The following is a 22976-nucleotide window of genomic DNA, read 5'->3' as shown; positions in this document are numbered from 1 at the left end:
ATGCATACTGTGTGCGCTTAGAGCGCAAACCCCGCAATACGATGTGCCCGCCTGCGGCGCTGCCACTTCGCTTCAAAGCGTCGTATGACCGCCTGAAGCTCGGCTTCGCTGCGAGGTTGCAAGTTAAATGTTTGTGTAAATATGGTGTTCATACGCATTCCTCCCGTATGATACTCATATACTACCCTGAGTATCGGCTGACGGCAGTAATACAATTCACATATTTGGTGTGATAAATAATACAACTACGCTAGGTTGTTAGAAAAACCTACGATTGTCCGCCCTTACGACCAGCCTCGCGGGCTCGTTCTGGGTTGTTTTTAAAATTACCGGGGCTAACTGCACCGCCAATCTTGCCAGCAGCCGATGCTCGTTCTGGGTTATTCTTGAAGTTACCAGAACTGATTTTACCGCCTTTTCGACCAGCGCGAGCATGCCCCGCTGAATCACCATGCCACCCTTTGCCTGGTTTCTGTGCCATACTAAACACTCCTCGCCTATACATAGTATAGTACTCTCACTAACCGCAGCTTAACTATGAAAAATCTTACAGTTAGCACCTTCATGAAATTTGTGTGCAAACAAACAACTTTGCGCAAAAAGTCACATACCCATGCAATTCTTAGCCTGTTGAACTTAAGGGCGTTTACACTCTTGGCCAAACAACTTTACCTAAAATATCCTCGAGTCGCACAAGCCCAAAGTGACGGCTATCGGTACTTTGCGAAGGGTTATCGCCCCGCACATCATACTTCTTGCCCTCAACTGTTCTAATACGTTTTATTTTTTCTTTCCCATTGTGCAGAATTACCACCACTTCCTCAGGGAAATACCTTGTTTTTCGTAAAACTACAACAACTTGGTCGGGGTCAAGCACCGGCCACATACTCTTACCGACCACCCGCCTGATAAGGAATATTTTTGAGCGTTTTCTTGCCTCTTGACTCATGTCTCTTGATTCTACTTTTTGGTCTCCCAAAAGATTTTTGCAATATCGTCTATCATGGCAAGGAGCTTATCTGCCTCGGCCACGTCGAGATGGTGCTTGCACTCGCCAGCTTGCTTTGTTGCCAGCCAGAATTTCTCATGCAAATCTGGGTATTTTTCAAGGTGTGGTGACTTAAAGTAATCAGTCCATAGCACCCACAGGTGGTGCTTCACTAACTCAGCCCGCTCCTCTATAAGTATGACTGCGCGCATTTTGTTGTGCTCGTCTAGACCCTCGTACTTCTGCATCATGGCCTTTACGCTCTCGGCCTCTATCCGCGCCTGCGCCGGGTCGTACACCCCACACGGCAAATCACAATGCGCATACACCGGTTTAATTCGAAATAACTTCATAAAAAGCCTCCTAGTACGATAAGTATACCCCGGCGCGTCTAATTTGACGAATTGCGCCATTTGGCGATTTCGGCGTGGTGGCCGGATAGTAGGACATCGGGTACGTTCATATCCTTGAACACTTCTGGGCGAGTGTACTGTGGGTATTCTATGCTTTCGTCGTCATCCTGAAATGACTCGTTTTCAGCACTGGTTTCACCCCCGAGCACGCCAGGTAACAAGCGCACAACGCTGTCTATGATAGTCATTGCCGGCAGCTCGCCACCGGTCAGCACATAGTTACCCACGCAAAATTGTTCGTCAACCCATTTCGTGACACGCTCGTCATAGCCTTCGTAGCGCGGACAGATAATGATGAGACCTTGTTCTTCGGCGGCGAGTCGCTTGGCATCTGACTGTTTGTATAGCTTCCCTCGCGGGGTTGGCAGCAAGACTTTTGCCCTTTGCCCTTTGCCCTTTGCCCTGCTTTGTGCATGTTCTATGGCGGCCACCAGTGGCTCCACCATAAGAAGCATGCCATCGCCGCCGCCATAGGGAGTGTCGTCTACCTGCTGTCGTGGGCCGAGCCCAAACTCACGCAGGTTTATAAACTCGTACTCTACAATACCCCTGTCAGCCGCTTTCCAGAGCATGCTACTACCAAGCACACCGGTAAACATTTCGGGAAAAAGCGTAATGACTTGAATCTTCATTCGTTATAGTATAAACCAAAATAACCTCTGTTGAAACAGAGGTTATTCAGCCACATAAGGCCCCAACACGGTTTAGCGTGTCGCTCGCATGGGCAACGTACATGTTTTTGTTTTATCAGTTTGTCTTTTAAAAAGACTCTTACTACCCTAGCACAACACCGTAGAAAACACAAGGGGGATAGAGTGCTAGAGCTCAGGTTGCAGAGCTTAGATCTCAGATGCGGCCGCCGGCCGCTAGTACATTATCGCGAAGCGATATAGCTAGAAATGGCCATGCGCAACCTCATGGCTCAGATGATGTCAGGTTCTACAACTTCCGACAGGCGGCACGAGTTGTTTGAGGAAGACAGGTATTGCCGGTGGCAATACCTGTCTGACGAGTTCTCATGTCGGTTGTAGAACTGACAGCTTCTGACCAAGAGGTGGAGCCTTTGGTCGAGACTTTTTGCCTACTTTTTCTTCGGCAGAAAAAGTAGGTCGGCTACAGGACGAAACCAGCATGTGTTTTGAAGAAAATGACCCCGGTCGGTCTGGCAGTCCGGGAACTACCGGTGACAGTAAGGAACGTAGTGAGACTGTGGGGTTTATGGAAAGCACAGACACCTGAGAAAGCCATGAATCCTGAAACGACGAGTTCAGGATGACTGAGTGGCTAGATATCGAGGTCGTCGAGGTCGGCTAACTCTGCGCGAGTTCGAGCAACGGTGTCGCTTTCTTTCTTTTCGGCTGGCACATCAAAGGCATCGTCGTCATCGTCACTCGCCACTGCAGCGGAAGATGCCTGGGCTGTATCGTCGCTGGCGCTGTCACTGCTGGCAACTGACTGTGAGTCATCCCGGACGGGGCGGTCATCGCGTTCTGGGCGAGGCAGCGGATTACCATTTTCATCCAAACGGTCAACGTCGACAATTTTTAGGTTGTATCGGGCTTCTTGCTTCGTGCCGAGCGCACGCAAGAGCGTGCGAATACTCTGAGCGGTTGCGCCACGCTTACCAATCACCCGCCCAAGGTCTTCTGCGTCCACCGTGAGCTCGAGTAGTACGCCCTTTTCGTCTACGCTGCGCTTTATGCTGACTGCCTCTGGCTTACCTACGAGTGATTTGACGACGTACTCGACAAATTGTTCATCTATAGTTGCTGACATGTTCTGCCTCCTCTGGCTTTATCTGGTACCTGTAATTATAGCGTATATGCCCCCAAATGCGAATAATGCCAAAGCTTCCACCAGCCCGGACAAACAAAAAGTGCCCCAGTGGGGCACTTTTAACTACATTATATCTTCTTTTACTCGGCAGCTGCTCCAGTGGTTTCTGCCTCTGGTGAAGCCTCCGCTGCCTCTGCAGGTTCTTCTGCGGGAGCTTCCTCTGCTGCAGGTTCTTCTTTTGGTTCTTCTGGGCGGTTGCGGCGTAGTTTCTCTGGGTTACGGAGCTTGCCTTCTTGTTTTGCCGGAAGCTTTACCCATGATGGTAGCTTCACCCCTTCTTTTTTGAGAATAAGCGCCACGCGGTCGCTTGGCTGTGCACCGTGGTCGAGGTAGTGCTGCGCCCGCTCTTTGTCGAGGTTAAGTGTTTTTGTATGTGGGTCGTATGTGCCTACTTGGGCGACAATCTTGCCACTCGTGGGGGTCCGGCGACTGTCCTGAACGACGACGCGGAATTGTGCATGACCTTTGCGGCCAGTGCGTTGCAAACGAATAACTAACATCGTTTTACGAATCCTTCCCTTAAAATTTTATACTCAAACTATTTTACAGCTTCCCACCTCTGTTGTCAAACATCCCGTCAAAACCTTTGATATAAAAATGCAGGAATATGATTTGCGCTATCGACAATTAACGTCATCGAACGTAACTGTTGTAGGGTCCGGCATCCCGGCAATTGCTAGTTCCGGCCTCAATAAGCCTTCGCGAGCACCTAATCGTTCCAAAAAACCGTCCTGAACTCCTGGTATGCGATCTAATGCGTTAAGTATCGCAGCAGTTCCAGCAGCCGAAGAAACTGATATGAATCTGATATCTTCTCCTTCTTCAGGCACAGGAGGCTTAATTACTACATCGTCTCCAAGTGAATCTGAAAGCCTTTCGGCGATCTTTTCATAACCCGTTCTATCCATAATTACTCCGTCAATCTCTAATATTTTTATATTACATTAATTTTGTATATATGTCAAACATACTTTTTCAATGCTGTAGTGGCGGCAGAGACCTGGGCGGCTTGTTTGCTGGGGCCACTGCCTTTGCCGATGAGTTTGTCGTCTACATAGACACCTACGGTAAACTCTTTTTCGTGGTCGGGGCCTTCCTCGCTGAGCACGCGGTACGACGGTGTCGCCCCTACCTGCCCCTGTACAATCTCTTGCAGGCGCGATTTCGGGTCCATCCAGGAGCCAGTTTTCAAGATGTCATCGAACGTACTGAGAATGTTTTCGGTTATAAAGACCTTGCAGGCATCGTAGCCGCGCTCTAGGTACAGCGCGCCGATGATAGCTTCGAACGCATTTGCCAGTATCTGCGCCCGCGCCCGTTCTGTGCCATTCTTTTCGCCGCGGCTCAAGCGCAGTAGCGACTCAACACCAAGGCGTGCTCCAGCCGCACTAATACTTTCCGTGCGCACCAGCGAACTCCGCCAGTTGGTCAAAATTCCCTCTGGGTCTGGGTAGTTGGTGTAGAGAAATTCTGTGACTACCAGCTCAAGCACAGCATCACCCAGAAACTCCAGGCGTTCATTGTGTTCGCTGGCCGATTTTTTGTGTTCGTTTAGGTACGAACGGTGCGTAAACGCCGTTATAAGTACCTCTAGCCGCGTAAACGCGCCGCCCAAATACTTCTTGGCAAAATCTTGATACTGTGTCGTGTCCATAATGCGTGAGTTGTTAGTAGTTCGTAGTTAGCCCTTAGGGAAATCCCTAAATACCAAATACTAACTGCTAAATACTAGTTTGCTCTCCTTTCCCTTACTTTTTTCATACCAGCCAGCATAAGCTTGCCGATGTCCTCATAGGCAATTGCATCCACCGCTTCGGTGGCGGGCAGCCATTGAATATCACTCAGCCAATCTTCTGGGTGCAGGCGGTTTGTATTACCGAGCCCTTCCACCAAGTAGATGTGCATAGTCATAAGCACGAGTGTGTGGTTCCGCCTATAGCGAAAATTCACTTTTCCTAACCACTGCATAACCCGCATTTCTTGCAGGCCAGTTTCCTCACGAATCTCGCGTTCGGCGGTCGCTTTTGGCTCTTCGCCTTCTTCTACGTGACCTTTGGGGATAGTCCATCGGTTTTTTGCATCTTTAATAAGCAGTATTTCTACGCCACTCGTCTTTTCGTTGTGCCTAAATACTATGCCGCCAGATGTTGTTTCGCGCACCACCTCTTCTATAACGGGGCGGCGCGTTACAAACTTGCGAAAGCCCTCAATGGGTTTTTTTATGCCCTCCATAGCAGCGAGTCGTTTGCGCTTTGCTTCACCCATGGCTTAAGCCGCCTTCTTTGTAGGTTTTTTTGCTGTGGGTGATTTCTTTGCCGACTTTGCGGCCGTTTTCGTCTGGGATGAAGCCTTCTCCTCTGTGGGTTTTACTTCATTTGCGCCAGACTTGTTTTTCAGGGCCGTACCCAGTACGCCGTTAATAAACTTGCTACTATTGTCTCCACCAAAGGCCTTGGCGAGTTCAACGGCTTCATTTATAACCACTTTTGGCGGGACGTCTGGCTCGTGGTGCAGTTCGTACAGTCCCATACGCAAGACCACTCTGTCCATACGAGCAATTTGTTCTAGTGGCCACTCTGGCGCAAGCGGCCGGAGTTCGTCGTCGAGTTCTTTTTCGTACTTCTCGACACCTTTTACCAGTTCTTCTATGAAAAATACGTCGTCTACCGTAGATTCGTACCGTGCAATATTGCGTTTTAGCACTAAGCCGAGGTCAAAGGTTGTGTCGCCTGCTTCGCGGCGAAAATCTAGCTCATAGAGCGTTTGCAGCGCAACGATACGACCGAGGTGGCGGTTTGAAGCCATATGCTCGCTCCTTTAGTAATTACTTAGTAGCGGCCAGCTTCTTACCGCTTTCGCGGCGGGTCGTGTAGGCTTTTACTGGCGATTTTTTATTGACAGCTCGGGCGAGCTTAACTATGAGGTGGCTGCGACGCGCACCGGTAGCTCGGGGGCTGGTTCGTTTCTTTGGTTTACCCATAGATGTGCTAACTCCTTCTCGAAGTTTGTAGTTATTATTTGACCGTATTATACAGCAAATAGATAAACGTCTCAAGTACGAATTGACAAAAACTATACTTTTATGATATAATGCTATTTATGAAAAAAACTAAAGCTTATGAAAGTCCGGCTGCACTTCTTGCAGGAATTATCGATGGATTGACCGCCTCACAGCTTCGACATTCAAGTGCGGCCGGACGTGAACTTAGTATATTGCAAAGCACTGGAGTTAATGGCTTTGGTGGCAGACTACAACCCTTGTCACAAGAGAGCGCTGATGTCTTAGCCAGTGTAATACCTGCGAGTGAGCTGGAAACACGACGACAAAGACGAGCGAACGATGATGTTGTTGCGGTTGCAGTCGGTGCGGGGGTTATAAGAGCTATTCATGGGAGCTCAGCACCAGAAGCAGTTGATACATCATTTTTACAACACGCAGAGTCCGCACTAGACGTGGAGAATACACTACTTTCTAACCGTCCAGAGACTCATGAACCTTTCGACGCATCCGACGCATGTATTGTTGATACAGGGAGTCGTTCGCCACGTGTGCCAGTTGATGCCGACAAAGTACGTGGGGGGCTTTTCCTCCAAGGGCTTTTAGACCAAGGCTTCCGCCGAGGGTAGAACTTCAGATTATCTCACAACAAAACTAATAAGTTTTTTGGGGACGTAGATGATTTTTATGATTTCTTTGTCCTCAAGGTAGCCAGCGACTTTTTCGTCTCGTTTGGCGGTTTCTACAGAGGTGGCTTCATCGGCATTTGCCGCAACCTCTACGGTGCCGCGTAGTTTGCCATTTACCTGCACAGCTAGCGTAACGGTATCTTTTACCAAATACTGCTCGTCAAGTACGGGCCAGCTACCCCGCTGCACACTTGTGGTCCGCCCAAGGTCATGCCAGAGCTCGTCGGCAATATGCGGGGCAAAGGGCGCTACGAGCGCAACTAAGCTTTTGAGCGCAAAATTCCATGCATTCTGGTTCGCGAAGCCGTCTTTGGCTTTGAGCGCGTAAAGCGTATTCGTAACTTCCATCATGGCGGCAATTGCAGTGTTGTAGCGCTGCGCCTCTAGGTCGGCCGTCACCTTTTGGATAGCCTGATGAATGGCGCGCAAAACGGCCAATGACTGGGGTGTGCGGCTTTGGGTATCGGGCTTTGTTTGAACAGCAGGCGAACTTTGCTCTTTGCCCTCTGCGCTTTGCTCTAGGTATTCCTGCACAAGATTCCACACGCGGTTTAAAAAGCGGTAGGTTCCTGGCACACCCTGTGGGTCCCAGCGTACCCAGAGGTCAAGCGGCGCGGCAAACATGAGATACGTGCGCAGCGCGTCGGCACCGTAGCCCTGAGCAATAATTTCGAGCGGGTCAACACCGTTACCTTTGCTTTTACTAAACATGGTGCCGTCACTGGCTGTAACCTTACCGTTGAACAGAAAGCGTTTGAACGGTTCTGGGTCGGCCAGCATGCCGAGTTTATGGAAAAAGCGGGCAATAAAACGCACATATATGAGGTGTGCCGTGGCGTGGTCGCCACCGTTGTAAAAGTCTATGGGCATCCATTTGTTGGCCAATGCAGAGTCGAATGGCGCGTTACTATTTGCGGGGTCAAAATAGCGCAGCTCATACCAGCTACTGCAAATGTAGGTGTCGAGCGTGTCTGTTTCGCGCTCGGCCGGGCCGCCGCATTTGGGGCACGATGTGTTGAGCCATTCGCTAGCGCGGGCAAGCGCACTGCGGCCATCGCCACTCGGCGCAAAATCTTCCAGCTCGGGTAGTACAACCGGCAGCTCACTCTCTGGCACTGGTACAATGCCATCCACCGGACAATGCACAATGGGTATAGGCGCACCCCAGTACCGCTGCCGACTCACAGACCAATCACGGATTTTATACTGTGTTACCGCTTCTCCGGCTCCCTTCGCCACAAGTGCATCGAGCATTGCTTGACGGCCAACCTCAAAATCCATGCCATCGAATTCGCCAGAGTTAGCCAAGAAGTATTTTTTGCGATTTGGCTTAATCTCGTCTGTATAAGAGATAAATTCCTGTTGTTTTGTTGTATAGATAATGGGGAGACCAAATTTCTTCGCAAACTCATTATCTCGCTCGTCTTCGCCTGGTACACCCATAACGGCACCAGTTCCATAGCCCATAAGCACATAGTCAGCGGTCCAGATAGGAATCTTTGCTCCATTTAGAGGATTTATCGCATACAGACCTTCGATAGGTACGCCAGATTTGGTCTTATCTGCCAAACGCTCAAGTTCGGACTTGCGATTGACTCCCGCAATGTATTCCTCTATGTCCACTGCGTTATCTGCAAGCTGTCCGTAATGTGCTACCAGTGGGTGCTCCGGTGCCAGTACCATAAATGTAGTGCCAAATATCGTATCATGAGCCGTTGTGAATACCTCGACAAACTCATCTTTGGCCCCATGGCCCTCTACCACAAACCGGACGTTCGCGCCTTCGCTTTTACCTATCCAGTTTACCTGGGCGGTTTTGACCACGTCTGACCAGTCGAGGTCGTGGGTGGCCTGAAGCAGTTCATCGGCATAGTCGGTTATGCGGAAAAACCACTGTTTTACTTCGCGTTTTTGCACATCTGGGTCATCGGCTGCGTCGTGCCGCCAGCATTTGCCGTCCAAGACCTGTTCGTTTGCCAGCACCGTTTGGCACCTGGTGCACCACCACTGCATGCGAGCATCTTGGTACGCCATGCCCTGCTCGTACATCTTCCAGAAAATCCACTGCGTCCAGCGGTAATATTCCGGCAGGTGCGTGTTGATTTCTTTGCTCCAGTCGTTACTCCAGCCCATGGCTTTGTACTGGGTGTGGTAGCTTGGGATAATCTTCGCCATACTCTGCTGCGGCGACACACCAGCTTTAATGGCATAGTTTTCGGCAGGAAGGCCAAATGCATCCCAACCTACGGGGTGGTAGCTTTCAAAGCCCTGCTGGCGCTTGAACCGGGCCATGACGTCGCTGATGGTGTAGTTCATGGCATGGCCAATGTGTATACCCGCCCCGCTGGGGTAGTTGAACATGCTCATTGCGATGTATTTGGGCTTCGTGGAGTTTAGGTCGGCTTTGTAGACCTGCTCTTTGTCCCACTCACTTTGCCACTTTGGTTCGATTTCTTTCGGATTGTAGCGTTTCATAGACCTCTAGTATATCAGGGGTGGGTCAATTTCGCACCTTCTCGAGGGCGCTTAGAACTGTTTTAGGAAATTCGTAGTGAATGTGGTGGTGTGCGTGGCCTTTTCTGCGTGTCGAGCAAGCGCAAACGTAATCAGTTTTTCTACCAGCTCAACCCGACTAACGCCGGCCTGCTGCCAGTTGTGAGCATAGAGACTGCCAGGGAGCGGATTTACTTCGTTGAAATAGACTTTTTTAGCCTTGGTATCGACTAGCATATCGACACGGGCAATACCGTCGCAGCCAAGTGCTCGGTACACCCCTAGGCCTGTTTGTACAGCAGCGTCGAACAAGTCTTTTGGCAGGTTTGCAGGAATGTGGCTATAGCCCTGCGAGCCTTTTACGCTGGGCTTCCCGCCAGCTTTCGTGCCAAGTTTGCCGCCTTTTTTGCCACCGTGCATATACTTGCGCTCAAAATCAAAGAAATCTTCGTTGCGAGTGAGCGGCTGTTCAAGCACAGCAGGCTGCGGATTGGCATGCGGCCCCATAATGGGTAGCGTCACCTCAACCAAGTTGGGCACCGCTTCTTCGACAATGACTGTTGGGTCATAGTGCGCCGCAACCTCGAGCGCATTTGTCAGTTCTTTTTCATTCTTGACCCGGCTGACGCCAATGCTCGAACCAAGATGCGCTGGCTTCACAAACAATGGATAATGGAGTCCTTTGCACATGGTCTTCGTGGCAGCAGGATTTTTCGTAATGAGCACCGAGTCGGTATATATGCCCCTAGGGGTCAATATGCCCTCGGCGCTTGCAACCTTTTTGGCAAGCACTTTATCCATGGCAACCGCACTGGCCGCCACACCGCAACCAACATATGGTATGCCTGCAAGCTCAAACATCCCCATAAGTTCGCCGTCTTCGCCATGGGTACCGTGCATGGCGGGAAATGCAATGTCGACGGTAATTTCTTTGCGTTTCCCGAAACCGCTCGGGATGAGCAGTTTCATCCCATTGCCACAAATTACCCCTGTAGATTTCACCCGGGATAGTTTGTCCTGTACGGCTCCGTTCTGGTAGGTAGCTATATCTTTTAACTTTTCATGCACATACCAGCGCCCGTCTTTGGCGATATAAACTGGAATGACCGTATAGTTTTTAGCCAACTCCAGCGGCGCAATTACGCTTGTGAGGGCGGTAATAATAGATACATCGTGTTCGGCCGATTGGCCTCCGAAAAAGACTGCGACTGTTTTCATGATACTAGTATACCCTCCTATGCGTAGTTATCTGGCCAATCATTTTGCATAAGGACAAGGTCGCCCTTGGCCGTAAAGCTTGAAAGGTTCTGGTAAAAGCTAAGTGGGTCGGTTTCTATACGCACCTCACCGGCGAAGTCGGTGTCGCTCAATCCGGCCGCGATGTACTGGGTTACCGAATTTTTCATCAGCACAACTACGTCTGGCTCGGCCATTGCTATCGTACGGCCAAGAGCGCGGTGGATAGACGGCGAATCTTTACCCTGGTCTACAAGCCCAGGAGTTACGTATATTTTGCGCTTTGCCGGAAGTAGCTTCAGCAGCTCAGTTCCCGCCCGCACGCCCTCTAGATTACCGTTGTAGGTGTCGTCGATAATGGTCGCTCCGCCAAGCGAGTATGGTTGCATGCGGTGCTCAAATGGCTTCGTCTTCGCTATACCGCGTACGACCTGTTTTTCACTGAGACCGAGCTGCAAGGCAAACGCAGCAACAAACGCAAGCGGCCCAACCATATGCAAACCAACTAAACCGCTTTTCAGCTTTAGGCGTTTTTTGCCTTTCACCAGCTCAAACGACGTTCCTTCTAGGTTTGTCGTTGGCTTTTGGATACGCCAGCCCAGTGTGGTACTGCGGCTATAGATACGAAATTCTGGCCGCAGAAAACTATGGACTGCGTCTGAGTCAGCATTGACATATAGCTGCTCACTCGGCACAAAGCTGGCCAGTGAAAATATATCGTCTGCGGCCGCCTCAAGGGTTTTGTACTGGTCCAGGTGTGCCGGTGCGACCCCCGTTATGATAGCGTGAGTGGGCTGCACAACGCGGCTAAACAACGCGACGTCTCCGGGGCGACCTTCTCCGAATTCAACGATAACCACCTCTTCTTCTCCACTGAGGCTATGGGCAAAGCGCGCATGGGAACTAATGACATTCATATTACCCGGTGTGGCGGCTACTCGTTTTCCCTCTTGGAGCACCGTTGCTAGCAGCTCCTTCATACTGGTCTTACCGTAGCTGCCCGCGATGGCTATGCGCAAGCCCGGGTGAGCCTGAAATAGTTCGGCAGCCTGCTGGGCATTTTTCCGCTCGCGTGGCACACCTACCAAGATTCGACCCGCGACCACCCCAAGAGCTAATATGTGTGCCCAGACCACCGGGTATGCAACAAGCGCGGCCGCACCGTACCAAAATGCACCCGGACTATGGCTTATTCTGGCCGTACCCATATAGAGCAGAGCGAACGCAACGTGCCCAACAACACCGAGACTGATAATCAGCTGTATGAGACGTGCCGCCCGAGTATGCTCGAGCGTCCGACGGTGCATAACCCGCGAAAAATCTTGCGTTCGCCAGAACCACCGCAAGTATGGCAGCGGTTGGTATTCGGTATTTTGAAGCATGTACGCAAGTGTCGCGCTTAGGCGCGGGACCGAATACAGTGCCACGGCGCTACGGAGCCACTTATGCATGAAGGAAATCCTGAACCAACTGAAGTGTTTCCTCAGGCGCATCGACATACAGAAAATGCCCGGCATGTGGGATAACCTGCAACCGAGAGCCTTCTATGGCCTGCTCTAGCTGTTGAGCAATTGATAGCGGTGTCTGTTCGTCGCGGTCACCATACACGAGCAAGGTTGGCGTGCTTATGTATGCGGCGTCAGCTCTGACATCGTCACGAACAATTCGTTTAAAGGTTTCCTGCATATGCTCTGCGACCAGTAGGTCAGAACCCGCCTTGGCATACAATTTCGTGCGCAGTCTGCTGCGAACGCGGCGAGGAAGCGGTGATGCAACTATTTTTCCCACCTTGGCAATCACGTTCAAGCCATAGCTAGCGCGAGGGCTCCGCACGCCTGCACTCGCGAGCAGCACAAGCTTTTCAGCGGTAAAATGACCCTGGCCAATTCCTCGAACCGCAATCGCCCCACCGTTGGAGTGGCCAATTATTGCGTACGGCGAAAGTCCGAGTTTGTGTAAAAAATCTCGCACAAAAACGGCATACTCACTCAGGCTCCAAGCTTCTTTGGGCTGGCTGGTCCCCCCAAAACCCGGAAGGTCAGGTACGACGACATCGTACTGCGCAGCGAGTGACTGAGCTGTGCTATCCCAGCTAGCCCCTGTATCTCCCCAGCCATGGAGTAAGAGAATTACCTTACCTTTTCCGTGGCGTTTGTATTGCGTCACAATATCCTGTACGACAACCTGCATATGCTTCTAGTGTAGCAGCTGGGCTTACGCTTGTCTTGCCTTTTTGCGTAGCCACGCTGGGCTTTGCCGCACAAGGTTTTCCGCATCTTTGGGCTGGGCCAGAAGCTGCTTTACAACTTCCTCGGCAAAGACACCGTTTTGCGAACCCTTCACGAGCACCACCGCACGTTCCTGTAGGTGCTTTCTGACAAACGCCGCGCAAGCATCGGCCCCGGTAAAGCTGTGTACCCGGCAACCCCTCGCTTTCGCAGCCGGAGCTATCCAGCGCGCTGCATCGGCACCCAGCGTCAGAACGTAGTCGAGCTTATGAGCGTCACAGTATTCGCCCACTTCCTGGTGAGCCGTCTTTGCATACGCGCCCATTTCATTCATACTGCCCAGCACAGCGATACGCTGCGATGCCCGGGCCGCGTACAGAACATCGAGCGCCGCTTTTACGGCCACGGGCGAGGCGTTGTAGGTATCATCGATGATGCTCGTGTTCTTAATGCCGCCAAACACTCGCATTCGCCCCGCAAAGGGCTCAAGTTCTGAAAGCCCTTGCTTTATTGCAACCGTATCGAACCCAAGTAACCCCGCAACCGCTGCAGCGGCGAGCGCACACCGCGCGCCCTGTTCACCAAGGTACTGTATGTGTAGCGTGAGATTTCCCCCAGGAAGCACCATAGAAAGTTCCTGCCCGCTTAAACTCGATTTTGTCGTTTGCCCATAGTTCTCGGCGCTCCTGTCGCTGAGACTGTAGCGAAGGTAGGTTTCGCCTTGCACATAGCTGGCTGGGACGTCATCGCTACTAACGAGTACCTGTTTAGCGTAGTCAAAAATTTGTGTTTCTTCTGCTGCAACCGCAGCGAGGGAGCCAAAATTCTCCATGTGCTCGGGTGTTATTGCGGTGAGAACACATATGTCTGGGCGCAGATAGGCGAATTGCTTCATCTGGCCCGGTCCGTCTGTACCAATTTCGACCACGACAACATCATACGGATATGGCTGGGCAAGTGCGGCCGCATTTTCACCAAACACTTTCATCCAAGCAAATATGTTGTATAGAGCGGGCTGATTTTGCCCAAAAACACGAGCGGAACCGTCACCCTGTCGTTGTAGTTGCCCTTCTGGTATCGGACCCTTAGCCCCGTCCCCAGCAGCTCTGCAATCGCAAGTTTGGTGGATGTTTTGCCGACCGAACCGGCTACTGCAACCACCGTAAAGTGGTGTCTCCGTCGCAGCCGCATGACTTGCATTTCAAGCACTCTTGCAACTACTGCTTTCCCGGCTCGCTTTGGCGACGCTATGAAAGCGGTGGCTCGCCAAAGTCCCATCAAAAACGCAAATCCATATGCCGTTATGAGCGGATATGCCAGCAGAAGGGCCGCGCCAAAGGCCCAAACACCTGCGCTCCCTTGTGCAAACCAGTGTGTTAAAAGCCAAACACCACCCGTTATTTGACCAATCATGGCAGACACCAACACTACGACAAGCGGTATATCTGACCTATCTACTGCACTATGTACGCGGTATGTTTTTGTACGCGAAAACCATTTCACGTACGCTGCGAGTGAATCATCGTGCAGCCTGAGCGATGCAACCAGTTCTCGTGCAAGCCATAAGCTATAGAGTTTTCTGACCGTACGAACCAAATGTAGCCCCTTCACACAACCACCCCATCTCTGTGAGTTACTAAAGCGCTGAACCAGCAATATTCGGCAATAAGGTTTGCGCACCCAAAACGCTCTGGTCGAGTCCAAGCTGCTTCATAACATCGGCAACTGGCTTTGCTCCGGTTGGGGCGGTGATACTTACTTTTTTATCACTTGGTGTTACTTTTAGATTCATTTTTGCGGTGGTTCCAGTCATGTCAACGTCAAGTTTTACGGTCAGTTCGTTGGTTTTTGTGTTTACACTCATACCAATCATTGCCTTGCCTTTGTTGGCGCTATCACCAGAGTCAATCGTGAGCTCTAGTGGATAGACATCTCCCCCGGTATAATTTTGGGCAACGGTGAACGTACTTTTATCATCGCTAGAGGTAAACATCACGCTCTGAACCAGTTTGGTCTTCACATCGACATACATATCAAAGGTGTCATCTGCTTTCATTTTGTCGATAGAGCTCTTTAGCTCACTAACGTTCAGCATTTCACTTACTTTCTTGCCGCCATCTTGCTGTTTTGCCCAGTCGTTGAGCTTGCTTTCATCTAGTGCTTTCGCAACGGCTTCAACATATGCTTTTAAGTTATCTTTGTTATAGCCAGCCGTATAGTGGTTGACATCACGACCATTTTTGGTTTCTTTGCCTTCGTACTTTTTGTATGTTACAACCGCCTTTGCTTTGTCACCACTAAACAAATACTCTTTATTGACCTTTTGCATTCTGGTTAGGGCGTCTTTGAGCTGCTCTTCTGTGGGGGCTGCCGAGAGACTCGAATTTGTGCCAAGCTGTTCTTCCTGCAGATTCAAATAGGTGTCGAGCAAAGTATGATCTATACCAATCCACTGACTATCAAGTGCACCGTACTGCGGGCCACCGAGCCCTTCTAACATGCTCTTAACACCACTAACCTTCACATACATATCTGGCATGTCTGATTGCTCGGCATCCACTGCCACCATATCAGCGGTGAATTTTTGTCCCGAAACGTTTGCCTCAAGCATAAGTTTGGCATTTTTTTCGTCACCCTCACCTTTGATGGTTGCGTCTAGGCTCGCACCACTGCTTTGCAGAGTCATGGTACCATCGTACATTTGAGATGCCGAAGTTTTGGTATTTTCCATATAATCTACAAGTTTATCAACGGCCTGTCCGCTGCGCTGGAGGCTTGTGCTAAAGACTGACTCTGGTCGATTTGGTAGATACATAGCAAACACATAGCCACCGGCCAAAAGCAGCACTGCCGCCCCACCGACAAGCGCGGGTACAAACCATTTCTTCTTACCACCCGCCGACGCCCCGCCAGAGACTGGGCTAGACTGCATGCCATCAACAACAGGATTTCCGCTCACGGCTGGCGCAGATACTTGCGGTGCCGAAACAGAGCTCGCTTCTTGTGATTGTGGCGGTGCCACATCAGGGCTTACGGGTGCTGCAACCACCGGAGCTGTCGACTCCGTGCCATTTGCAGAACTGGTAGTATTAGTTGGCTTAGAAGGGTTTGTTGGCTCCATGCAAGTATATCTCCATACCGCTTACGTGATGATACAGCTAGTATACGCCTGTTTCTCAGGAATGGTAAAGAAAAAGCGCGTCTGGAAAATTCGCGCTATATGCGCTACACTACTCCTGTTGTTATTGAGGGGCTGTAGCTCAGTTGGCTAGAGCGCTTGCATGGCATGCAAGAGGTCTGGGGTTCGAGTCCCCATAGCTCCACCACTTAATTTGTTACACCAGAGGAACATTATGCCAACATCAGATAAGAACATTTCTTTTATGCGCGACGGAGAGTGGGGAACTTTTCATCCCGACGGGACATTAGTATTGCCTTCTGATGCAGATATAACCATCGTACGTGGCAACATGCCTCCGAGAGAAGATCTGGTCACAAAGGCACTACTCGACAGGCTTGGGTTTACACCGCCTAGCGATTAGCTGGCTTCGGGTGCTGGCATAACACCAGCACTTTTATCTTTGTGCTTCGTGCTTTCAAACCCGTGGAAACGTTCGAAGTGTACGTGGTTCACCACAGTGGTCATTTTGTGGCCGTCGTATTTGTGCAGTAGACTCCGGGCACGGCTAATACCTTTACGGTGATGGCCTCGGGCTTTTTCTCGTAGTGACATAGTCTTCCTCCTTTTGTTACACAAAATACAAAGCTGCTACTGCAGTACGGCAACCATTTTTCGCGGTAGTTCAGCGGTGATATCTTCTACAGACTCACGGTCAAATAGTTCGGTTATGGCCTGCCAAGCGGCTCGCACGTAGTCGCGAGCGCTGCGCTCATCAACATCATCTATATCCATAAACTGTTCAATAATATCGTCGTCAAGCGTGCTGGCCGTGGGCACCATGAGTGCTGCCGCACGAAGCTCCTCTGGGAGTTTTGCAGCAAAACCTCGGCGCGTGTGGTCGGTGAGGTGAACAGCCACGTTCTCTACCACAAGCTCAAGCGCATCTTGCGAGACTTCGTCATGCGCGTTTGCCATGTGTTTTATCTTTTTTATGAGAGAGTGATATTTCATTATGTATACCCCTTTCCATATACAACTATGCACCTTGTGGCTGAGTAAATGCTATGAGTTATATTACAAAATCCCAAAATAAAAACTCCATCTTTCGATGAAGTTCATATTTTGGTGGAGCTGGCGGGTACCGCCCCCGCGTCCGTCGGACGTATGGTCAGAATACTACAGGCATAGTCTATTTTAGTGTCTTAGCATTCGGGGTTAAAAACAGACAAACAAACCGAATGAGCAATCCTAATCTTAGCGCATGAGCCAGATGCTCTCACGCGAGCGTCCAGATATATAAAACGCTACTTTGGCTATCTGAAATCGTCAAAGGCGTTTCGTAGTGATTAAGCTACGAGATTAGCGGTAGCGCGAGTGCCAAAGAGGTTCAGAGCAACGCCCTGAAGACCAGCCTTAACACTAGCTACAGCTTGTTTGAAAGATTTTGCATCTATTCAATTTTGCCTATAACGCTGACAAGCGACCTGCAATCATAACCGAAAGGTACCAACGTCGAGCTTAAAATTCAGCCCCATCAGTCGGTATTATACCATAAGCTATAGCATTTAGGCAAGGGTTGTACCCTGGCGGTTTATACTAAGCCCCAATCCCTCCGACACCTCGGTGTGTAGAATTGGGGCATATGTGTATGAAGAAGAACCTAACCCGACATCAAGTTATTGCCTATCGTAAACGAGTGTTAACTGAAGCCGATGCGAAAGGCGCGGCAATCGCTGCCCGAATGTTTGGGATCCATCGGGATACTATCTATGCTTGGCGGATCGAACTGTTCCCGCAGAAGCCTGGACCAAAAGGCAGGGTATCCTGGCAGACGAATGAAGACATTGAGGATTTGGTGCTACAAATCAGGCTGGGACTATCCTATGGCCCGAAGCGAATCGTCGATGAGATGAGTGACTCTGGAATATCCATTGGCGAGAAAGCTGTCCGCGGATTATTGAACGAGCCGACCTCGTAAAGCACCAGAAACATCCAAAGAAAAAGCCAACGAGACCGTTCTACGCGCCCTATCCAGGCTACCGAGTGCAGATTGACACTAAGGCTGCACCGGTTCGTCCGGACGAAGATAAACGACGGAGTCGGAGACAGCAGTTTACAGCGATAGACATTGTCAGCAAGATCCGGTACCTGGCGGTCAAGGATGGCTTGTCGAATAGCAACTCAATCGCCTTTGTGCGTGAAGCCCTGGCGTTCTACGAATCGATTGGTATTACGGTGGAATGTGTCCAGACAGATAACCACTCCACGTTCACCAATTTGTCTACTGGCGGTAACAAAAAGCGTGACCATGAGCTCAGACGTATCCACCCGTTCACGCAGTACCTGCTCGACCGGGGCATCGAGCACAAGCTATCCCGACCGGGTACACCCCAACATAATGGTTTTGTCGAGCGGAGCCATCGGACAGACGAAGAAGAGTTTTACCACGTCACCAAAACGACCGAGCTTGATGTCGTCGCGTTCAACGAAGCAATGAAACTATGGCAGAACGAATACAATCGCGTGAGACGGCATAGCAGCTGCAATAACCTGCCGCCAATGGAGCACTATGAAGCGGTATGGAAAGGAACAGTAACTCATGTCTAAGTGTCTGGACAATTGGGGCTTAGTACATGTACCCTGGCGGTTCATTAAACTAAAACGGAACAACCCGTAAACTTGTAAGTGCAAACCTAACAAGTAAAGAGGAGTTGTTCCAATGTCTAAGCTACCAAAGTTTTCCAGTAATAAGAAGTACTGGATGTACCTTAACAGGTTAGTATTTGGTCAGCGGTGTCACTGTCCGCGCTGCGACGAGGTGCTACAGGAGAAGTATGTCCGCGGTTATCTGTGGTGCGCTGTTTGTCGCCACAAGTACCGGGCAACTGCCTGGCAGGGCTCCTGGCTGTATGGCATGAAGCTGAAGCCAAAACAACTGTTCGTCTTGCTCTGGTGCTGGCAACAGAAGAAAGGTCCGGAAGTAGCAACCCTCCTCGCGCAGGTGAGCTATACGACCGTCGCCCGCTGGTACGAACGGTTCCGGACGCAAATTCCGGACACAGCACCGCTTCTTACGCACCTTGTCCAGGTAGACGAGAGTTACTTTGGAAAACTGAAGAGCAAACAGCCGCAGCGCATCGTGGTCGGCGCAATCGAGCCTCATACTCGGAAACTTGCCCTCAGGATTACCGATAGCCGTGGCAAAGAAGCCTTAGAGCGGTTCGTCCAAGATTACGTCGTACACGGTAGTTTAGTCATCAGCGATAAATGGTGGGCATACGAAGAGCTGCCGCTCCTGGGCTATCTGCACGAGAGCCGTAACCACAGCAAAGGTGACTATGCCAGTACGAACCAAGGAGAGAATATCTGGAGCATCAGCAAACGACATGCCAGAAAGCTGTACGGCGGTAGGATACTGACACGACGTCTTGAAGCTCTGTGTCGGGAATGGATGGCGAGACACAACCAACCGTGGCTCTTTGAAAACCCAACGAACTTCTTACAGGCTACGCTTGTTCCATGTTAGTTGACTGAACCACCCTGGCCTGACTCGGCCTGCAGTACATCTTTCGGTATGCGGTAGAACACGTTAAACACAACTGCGCCAGCAAATACCAATGCCGCCGCGACAAGAACGGGCACGTTCACGCCCATGGTTGCGACGTATCCACCAATAACGGCTGGAATTGCCTGCGCAAGTGCCTGCACGCTAGCCTCAATGCCGAGCACTTCACCCTGCCGCTTCGGCCCAGCAGTCAGGCTCACTAGTGCCGAAGTGTTCGCTATAAACTGCCCGTTAAAAAGCGCAATAAACGGCGCTATTAAAAGAAGCTGTGCCGTATTCTCTGGGAGTACCTGCCCCAGCAGGGCTAGAGACATTCCGAACATCGCTACGCGAATGATGTTGTGCGGCAAAAACCGTTTGCTCAGGAAAGGTACGAGTACCCCCTGGCTTATGGCAATACATACCCCCAAATAGGCAAAGAAGTCACCAATGTTATTTGTCTTGAACCCAAGTTTCTCGATGAGCAGTATTTGAAAGAATGTGGTGAAAAACGTAAAACCACCCCAAAAGAGAAATTCGGCACTAAAAATAACCCGAAGACGCTTGTCAAGCGCGGCGCGGCGAATGTTGTCCAGCGACTTGTTCCAGACTAATTTTGCCTGTTTGTTTATGTGACGATGTGTCTCAGGTAACAGCAAGAGTAGTAGCGTTATATTCACAATACCCAGTCCAGCCGTAAACCAAAATGGCGTCGCCGGCCCGAACCATCCCGGTGAAGTAAACAGATTGAAAAAATCAACCCCGGGTGAAGCAAGCCGTGCGCCAATATAGGGGCCAAATACAAAGCCAATACCAAAGATTGCCCCTATCATGCCGAAATTCCGCGCTCGACGCTCCGGCGGCGTTATATCGGCTATGACAGCGCGCGCCACACTTATGTTACCGCCCGTTATGCCATCGAGTGCCCTGGCAGCGAACAAGAGCGGAATGTTTTTTGTTACAATCGCAAGCGCAAACAGCACATACCCAATAACTGTTCCGAGCAGACTAAACGCCAAAACTGGTCGACGCCCATACCTATCAGAAAGCTGGCCAAGTATAGGAGTTGCCAGAAACTGCATGAGTGGAAAGATTGCCGTAAGCCAGCCAAGCAAAATTAAGGAAGTGGAAAAGCTATAGCCCGCCGGTTCAAACATGTGGTAAATAAGCTGGGGCAGTACCGGAATAAGTATGCCCACACCCAGGACGTCTAGAAATAATGTCAGGGCCACAATAGGCAATGCCCGTTTTTCTGCGTTAGATACCGTTTGTTTTCTCTGCATCGTCTGATACTACGGTTTTTGCATACCCGAGTCAAACGCGACCAGGTAGAGCTGATGCCATTCCGTGAGCGAAAGTGTCTGGGCACGACGCGAAGGAGCCAGCTGTGCTGTCTCGAGCAAGACCGATACCTGTTGCTTATCGGCCCCAAGCCCGCCACTCAGGCTATTGAGAAGTGTTTTACGCTTTTGGCTAAAGCCAGCTTTTACTATTTTGAAGAACTGTTTTGTGTCGACATCATTAAAAAGTGGCTTTTCGCGGCGATGCAAAATAAGTACTTGGCTATCTACCTTTGGTGGTGGTGTAAATAACTTTGCGGGCACGAATGCGCCAAGGCTAACCTCACAGTAAAATTGGGTACTGACGCTCAAGAGAGACATCTTCCCGGGCTGCGCCACAACTCGCTCGGCCACTTCTTTTTGGATGAGCAGTGCCGCCGTACTGAAACGGTTTGGGCTTTCACACAAAACCCGTATAAGATTGCTTGTCAGGTAGTACGGTATATTTGCCACCACTTTGTATCCCTCTGGGAGCTGTTGTAAGTTAAACTGTAAAATATCCCCCTCTAACACCGTCAAATTCTGAATATCCTCCATTTTCAGAGGACTGTCCTTTGAGTGTCGGGTAAGGGTTTGTTTTAGGGTTTGCGCTAGGTGACTGTCGAACTCGACTGCGGTGACATGGGCACCCCGCTGCAGTAATCTGGCCGTGAGCGTACCAAGACCGGGGCCAATTTCTAGAACATTGTCTCCTATGGTCACCTGTGCGGCGTCACAGATTGAGTCAAGTGTAGGTTCGTCATGCAGCCAGTGCTGCCCGAGCGATTTTTTGGGAGACGTCTCTTTCACCTCTTCATTGTAGCAGTTTGCCCGTAATGCGCTTGCAAACCGGCTGTCTTACCACCAGTGTTTTGTCAGCCAAGCATTGTACGCCCCCTGCCAGCTACCATAGCGCCCAATGGCATAGCCACTAAAAAACTTCGTCTGACAAACAGCGTCGGCTTGCCAAGTAGGACACACTGCGGCCAGCTTGCCGGCAGGACAGGCCTGCCCCAAACCACCGCATCCTCCGGCATTCATGGCGGCCGCGTTCCATCGTGATTCTCGCGAGAAAATATAGTCAACATAGGCATAGTCGCTCTGTGATATTCCTGCAGCTGCCATTACGGCCACTTTATCGCTTGGAATATTTACCGTGTTACCTTTTGCAACTATCCGCTCCACCGGCTGCACCGTTACTACGGACTGCAATAGTTTACGACTTATCTCTTCGCCCTTTTGTACATTTATCTCGTAGGTTTGAACTCGTTTGCCAGCACTGCCTTCTTGCCGTACGGCCTGGCTGCCAAATGATAGCGACATATCTATGACATTTTTTACCGGAGCTGGTATGTCTTCTGTAACCGTAATCACCTGAACCCCATTACGCACTACCGCAACTTGCATGTTTGCGCTCAGAGGAGCAGTACTGGACGGCTTCACTGTGTCATCCGCACGGAGTGCTATGCCTTTTTCTCTGAGCAAATCGCCGACTGTTTCTGCCTGCGTGCGCAGCGAAAGCGGTTGCCCATATAACGTCAGCAGTATTGGTACCGCACGGTTCACTACAACGCGGTGACCTATGCCCTTCTGTAGCAAAAAATTCTTGGTAGGCTCGGCATCGACCGTATCTTCGCCGTAAAGATTAACCCCAGTTGCTGCTGCCATACTCCGGGGAGTCGCGGCGGCACTTTTTGCATACGTTACCTGCGCTCCATCGTACAGCGCAATCGGCACCGAGCGGTAGACATTTATTAGGAAATTATCTTGAGCAATGGCTTCATCTGCCGCAGGCTCAACGCGGTCACCCGGGGCCAGCGTAATATCAAGTTTTTTCAGTAAATCGCCGACTGTTTTTGCGGTAGTCGGTATAGTGGACTTTTGTCCGTCGTAGGAAACAATGGCAATAAAGGTATCTCTGGCAACGTACTCTGCCACCACTCCTTGACGGGTCGCATACCAAAACCCCGCACCGCTAAGCGCGAGAAGCAAAGCAAAAAGCACAAGCGGTAAGCCTGCCGGGTGCTGATGCACGCGCTGCGCACGCCGCTTACTAGCGTGATAAGACCGTTTGACGACGTGCTGTACCCTCTGCATAACTATTCTAGTAT

Annotated in this window: 28 protein-coding genes, 1 tRNA gene and 1 other RNA gene; 6 read left to right on the top strand and 24 right to left on the bottom strand. The window is 50.6% G+C overall.

The genetic code is table 11. From position 1 onward, the window contains the following. Nucleotides 1-268: 268 nt before the first annotated feature. From IPP75_06250 to IPP75_06200, 11 genes are all read right to left on the bottom strand, one after another. The gene (locus IPP75_06250; protein ID QQS69475.1) at nt 269-505 is read right to left on the bottom strand and encodes a general stress protein; all 237 of its coding nucleotides are present in this window, start codon (nt 503-505) and stop codon (nt 269-271) included. A 141-nt stretch (nt 506-646) separates the two neighbouring features. Beyond that, on the bottom strand, nt 647-949 hold the full coding sequence (locus IPP75_06245; protein QQS69474.1) for a S26 family signal peptidase: 303 nt from the start codon (nt 947-949) through the stop codon (nt 647-649). Between the two features lie 11 nt (nt 950-960). Beyond that, nucleotides 961-1341: a superoxide dismutase, Ni gene (gene sodN / locus IPP75_06240; GenBank protein ID QQS69473.1), complete on the bottom strand. Its 381-nt coding sequence runs from the start codon at nt 1339-1341 to the stop codon at nt 961-963. A gap of 38 nt (nt 1342-1379) precedes the next feature. After that, the gene (trmD, locus tag IPP75_06235; GenBank protein QQS69472.1) at nt 1380-2033 is read right to left on the bottom strand and encodes a tRNA (guanosine(37)-N1)-methyltransferase TrmD; all 654 of its coding nucleotides are present in this window, start codon (nt 2031-2033) and stop codon (nt 1380-1382) included. Nucleotides 2034-2685: 652 nt separating this feature from the next. Further along, on the bottom strand, nt 2686-3165 hold the full coding sequence (locus IPP75_06230; protein QQS70169.1) for a KH domain-containing protein: 480 nt from the start codon (nt 3163-3165) through the stop codon (nt 2686-2688). Nucleotides 3166-3317: 152 nt separating this feature from the next. Further along, a complete protein-coding gene (rpsP, locus tag IPP75_06225; GenBank protein ID QQS69471.1) occupies nt 3318-3737 on the bottom strand; it encodes a 30S ribosomal protein S16 in 420 nt (139 codons plus the stop codon). A gap of 117 nt (nt 3738-3854) precedes the next feature. Then, a complete protein-coding gene (locus IPP75_06220; GenBank protein QQS69470.1) occupies nt 3855-4145 on the bottom strand; it encodes a hypothetical protein in 291 nt (96 codons plus the stop codon). Nucleotides 4146-4198: 53 nt separating this feature from the next. Continuing rightward, nucleotides 4199-4891, bottom strand: coding sequence for a ribonuclease III (rnc, locus tag IPP75_06215; GenBank protein ID QQS69469.1), 693 nt, complete (start codon nt 4889-4891; stop codon nt 4199-4201). A gap of 74 nt (nt 4892-4965) precedes the next feature. Beyond that, nucleotides 4966-5502, bottom strand: a complete 537-nt coding sequence (locus IPP75_06210) for an NUDIX domain-containing protein (protein QQS69468.1) — start codon at nt 5500-5502, stop codon at nt 4966-4968. Nucleotides 5503-5505: 3 nt separating this feature from the next. Continuing rightward, the gene (gene nusB, locus IPP75_06205; protein QQS69467.1) at nt 5506-6042 is read right to left on the bottom strand and encodes a transcription antitermination factor NusB; all 537 of its coding nucleotides are present in this window, start codon (nt 6040-6042) and stop codon (nt 5506-5508) included. A 19-nt stretch (nt 6043-6061) separates the two neighbouring features. After that, nucleotides 6062-6217 (bottom strand): hypothetical protein, encoded by a 156-nt coding sequence (locus tag IPP75_06200; protein ID QQS69466.1) that lies wholly within the window; start codon nt 6215-6217, stop codon nt 6062-6064. A gap of 119 nt (nt 6218-6336) precedes the next feature. On the opposite strand from IPP75_06200, the gene IPP75_06195 reads away from it, so the two are divergent. Beyond that, nucleotides 6337-6864, top strand: a complete 528-nt coding sequence (locus IPP75_06195) for a hypothetical protein (protein ID QQS69465.1) — start codon at nt 6337-6339, stop codon at nt 6862-6864. A gap of 9 nt (nt 6865-6873) precedes the next feature. Here the strand turns inward: IPP75_06195 and IPP75_06190 are convergent, their stop codons facing one another. The 7 genes from IPP75_06190 to IPP75_06160 are packed head-to-tail and all read right to left on the bottom strand — an operon-like array spanning nt 6874 to nt 16002. Then, the gene (locus tag IPP75_06190; protein ID QQS69464.1) at nt 6874-9399 is read right to left on the bottom strand and encodes a leucine--tRNA ligase; all 2526 of its coding nucleotides are present in this window, start codon (nt 9397-9399) and stop codon (nt 6874-6876) included. A 51-nt stretch (nt 9400-9450) separates the two neighbouring features. Next, on the bottom strand, nt 9451-10635 hold the full coding sequence (locus IPP75_06185) for a D-alanine--D-alanine ligase (protein ID QQS69463.1): 1185 nt from the start codon (nt 10633-10635) through the stop codon (nt 9451-9453). A gap of 17 nt (nt 10636-10652) precedes the next feature. Beyond that, nucleotides 10653-12104: a hypothetical protein gene (locus IPP75_06180; GenBank protein ID QQS69462.1), complete on the bottom strand. Its 1452-nt coding sequence runs from the start codon at nt 12102-12104 to the stop codon at nt 10653-10655. After that, nucleotides 12097-12843 (bottom strand): alpha/beta hydrolase, encoded by a 747-nt coding sequence (locus tag IPP75_06175; protein ID QQS69461.1) that lies wholly within the window; start codon nt 12841-12843, stop codon nt 12097-12099. Before IPP75_06175 ends, IPP75_06180 begins: the two co-directional genes overlap by 8 nt. A gap of 24 nt (nt 12844-12867) precedes the next feature. Beyond that, a complete protein-coding gene (locus tag IPP75_06170; protein QQS69460.1) occupies nt 12868-13869 on the bottom strand; it encodes a hypothetical protein in 1002 nt (333 codons plus the stop codon). After that, entirely contained in the window at nt 13866-14492 is a 627-nt protein-coding gene (locus IPP75_06165) for a hypothetical protein (protein QQS69459.1), read from the bottom strand. The genes IPP75_06170 and IPP75_06165 overlap by 4 nt, the downstream gene beginning before the upstream one ends. A gap of 25 nt (nt 14493-14517) precedes the next feature. Continuing rightward, on the bottom strand, nt 14518-16002 hold the full coding sequence (locus IPP75_06160) for a hypothetical protein (protein ID QQS69458.1): 1485 nt from the start codon (nt 16000-16002) through the stop codon (nt 14518-14520). A 128-nt stretch (nt 16003-16130) separates the two neighbouring features. On the opposite strand from IPP75_06160, the gene IPP75_06155 reads away from it, so the two are divergent. Continuing rightward, nucleotides 16131-16207: transfer RNA gene (locus IPP75_06155), tRNA-Ala, on the top strand. A 27-nt stretch (nt 16208-16234) separates the two neighbouring features. Continuing rightward, nucleotides 16235-16423 carry a hypothetical protein gene (locus tag IPP75_06150; protein QQS69457.1) on the top strand — a complete coding sequence of 63 codons (189 nt, stop codon included), beginning with the start codon at nt 16235-16237 and terminating at the stop codon, nt 16421-16423. On the opposite strand, the gene IPP75_06145 is transcribed toward IPP75_06150, so the two are convergent. From IPP75_06145 to ssrA, 3 genes are all read right to left on the bottom strand, one after another. Beyond that, nucleotides 16420-16614 carry a hypothetical protein gene (locus IPP75_06145; protein ID QQS69456.1) on the bottom strand — a complete coding sequence of 65 codons (195 nt, stop codon included), beginning with the start codon at nt 16612-16614 and terminating at the stop codon, nt 16420-16422. The two genes, IPP75_06150 and IPP75_06145, sit on opposite strands and share 4 nt — an antisense overlap. 36 nt (nt 16615-16650) lie before the next feature. Continuing rightward, nucleotides 16651-17013 (bottom strand): DUF2267 domain-containing protein, encoded by a 363-nt coding sequence (locus IPP75_06140; protein QQS69455.1) that lies wholly within the window; start codon nt 17011-17013, stop codon nt 16651-16653. A 112-nt stretch (nt 17014-17125) separates the two neighbouring features. After that, nucleotides 17126-17535, bottom strand: a transfer-messenger RNA (tmRNA) gene (gene ssrA, locus IPP75_06135). Between the two features lie 115 nt (nt 17536-17650). Between ssrA and IPP75_06130 the strand changes: the two genes are divergently transcribed. From IPP75_06130 to IPP75_06120, 3 genes are all read left to right on the top strand, one after another. After that, on the top strand, nt 17651-17980 hold the full coding sequence (locus IPP75_06130; protein ID QQS69454.1) for a hypothetical protein: 330 nt from the start codon (nt 17651-17653) through the stop codon (nt 17978-17980). Between the two features lie 65 nt (nt 17981-18045). Beyond that, a complete protein-coding gene (locus IPP75_06125; protein ID QQS69453.1) occupies nt 18046-18609 on the top strand; it encodes a transposase family protein in 564 nt (187 codons plus the stop codon). A 112-nt stretch (nt 18610-18721) separates the two neighbouring features. Next, complete coding sequence (locus tag IPP75_06120; GenBank protein ID QQS69452.1) at nt 18722-19528, top strand: IS1595 family transposase; 807 nt, start codon at nt 18722-18724, stop codon at nt 19526-19528. Here IPP75_06120 and IPP75_06115 read toward each other — a convergent pair. The 3 genes from IPP75_06115 to IPP75_06105 are packed head-to-tail and all read right to left on the bottom strand — an operon-like array spanning nt 19525 to nt 22962. Then, a complete protein-coding gene (locus IPP75_06115) occupies nt 19525-20829 on the bottom strand; it encodes an MFS transporter (protein ID QQS69451.1) in 1305 nt (434 codons plus the stop codon). The genes IPP75_06120 and IPP75_06115 overlap by 4 nt on opposite strands. Before the next feature lie 9 nt (nt 20830-20838). Continuing rightward, nucleotides 20839-21675, bottom strand: coding sequence for a ribosomal RNA small subunit methyltransferase A (gene rsmA, locus IPP75_06110; GenBank protein ID QQS69450.1), 837 nt, complete (start codon nt 21673-21675; stop codon nt 20839-20841). Nucleotides 21676-21723: 48 nt separating this feature from the next. Then, nucleotides 21724-22962: a DUF348 domain-containing protein gene (locus tag IPP75_06105; GenBank protein QQS69449.1), complete on the bottom strand. Its 1239-nt coding sequence runs from the start codon at nt 22960-22962 to the stop codon at nt 21724-21726. Nucleotides 22963-22976 lie beyond the last annotated feature (14 nt).

The organism is Candidatus Saccharibacteria bacterium (assembly GCA_016700375.1).
Taxonomy (GTDB): Bacteria; Patescibacteriota; Saccharimonadia; order Saccharimonadales; family UBA4665; genus JAGXIT01.
This window is presented reverse-complemented; position numbering and strand designations above follow the sequence as displayed.

Coding starts and splice junctions, on each gene's coding strand:
- IPP75_06250 (QQS69475.1), bottom strand. CDS start 505: ATGTATAGGCGAGGAGTGTTTAGTATGGCACAGAAACCAGGCAAAGGG.
- IPP75_06245 (QQS69474.1), bottom strand. CDS start 949: ATGAGTCAAGAGGCAAGAAAACGCTCAAAAATATTCCTTATCAGGCGG.
- sodN (QQS69473.1), bottom strand. CDS start 1,341: ATGAAGTTATTTCGAATTAAACCGGTGTATGCGCATTGTGATTTGCCG.
- trmD (QQS69472.1), bottom strand. CDS start 2,033: ATGAAGATTCAAGTCATTACGCTTTTTCCCGAAATGTTTACCGGTGTG.
- rpsP (QQS69471.1), bottom strand. CDS start 3,737: ATGTTAGTTATTCGTTTGCAACGCACTGGCCGCAAAGGTCATGCACAA.
- IPP75_06220 (QQS69470.1), bottom strand. CDS start 4,145: ATGGATAGAACGGGTTATGAAAAGATCGCCGAAAGGCTTTCAGATTCA.
- rnc (QQS69469.1), bottom strand. CDS start 4,891: ATGGACACGACACAGTATCAAGATTTTGCCAAGAAGTATTTGGGCGGC.
- IPP75_06210 (QQS69468.1), bottom strand. CDS start 5,502: ATGGGTGAAGCAAAGCGCAAACGACTCGCTGCTATGGAGGGCATAAAA.
- nusB (QQS69467.1), bottom strand. CDS start 6,042: ATGGCTTCAAACCGCCACCTCGGTCGTATCGTTGCGCTGCAAACGCTC.
- IPP75_06200 (QQS69466.1), bottom strand. CDS start 6,217: ATGGGTAAACCAAAGAAACGAACCAGCCCCCGAGCTACCGGTGCGCGT.
- IPP75_06195 (QQS69465.1), top strand. CDS start 6,337: ATGAAAAAAACTAAAGCTTATGAAAGTCCGGCTGCACTTCTTGCAGGA.
- IPP75_06190 (QQS69464.1), bottom strand. CDS start 9,399: ATGAAACGCTACAATCCGAAAGAAATCGAACCAAAGTGGCAAAGTGAG.
- IPP75_06185 (QQS69463.1), bottom strand. CDS start 10,635: ATGAAAACAGTCGCAGTCTTTTTCGGAGGCCAATCGGCCGAACACGAT.
- IPP75_06180 (QQS69462.1), bottom strand. CDS start 12,104: ATGCATAAGTGGCTCCGTAGCGCCGTGGCACTGTATTCGGTCCCGCGC.
- IPP75_06175 (QQS69461.1), bottom strand. CDS start 12,843: ATGCAGGTTGTCGTACAGGATATTGTGACGCAATACAAACGCCACGGA.
- IPP75_06170 (QQS69460.1), bottom strand. CDS start 13,869: ATGAAAGTGTTTGGTGAAAATGCGGCCGCACTTGCCCAGCCATATCCG.
- IPP75_06160 (QQS69458.1), bottom strand. CDS start 16,002: ATGGAGCCAACAAACCCTTCTAAGCCAACTAATACTACCAGTTCTGCA.
- IPP75_06150 (QQS69457.1), top strand. CDS start 16,235: ATGCCAACATCAGATAAGAACATTTCTTTTATGCGCGACGGAGAGTGG.
- IPP75_06145 (QQS69456.1), bottom strand. CDS start 16,614: ATGTCACTACGAGAAAAAGCCCGAGGCCATCACCGTAAAGGTATTAGC.
- IPP75_06140 (QQS69455.1), bottom strand. CDS start 17,013: ATGAAATATCACTCTCTCATAAAAAAGATAAAACACATGGCAAACGCG.
- IPP75_06130 (QQS69454.1), top strand. CDS start 17,651: ATGAAGAAGAACCTAACCCGACATCAAGTTATTGCCTATCGTAAACGA.
- IPP75_06120 (QQS69452.1), top strand. CDS start 18,722: ATGTCTAAGCTACCAAAGTTTTCCAGTAATAAGAAGTACTGGATGTAC.
- IPP75_06115 (QQS69451.1), bottom strand. CDS start 20,829: ATGCAGAGAAAACAAACGGTATCTAACGCAGAAAAACGGGCATTGCCT.
- IPP75_06105 (QQS69449.1), bottom strand. CDS start 22,962: ATGCAGAGGGTACAGCACGTCGTCAAACGGTCTTATCACGCTAGTAAG.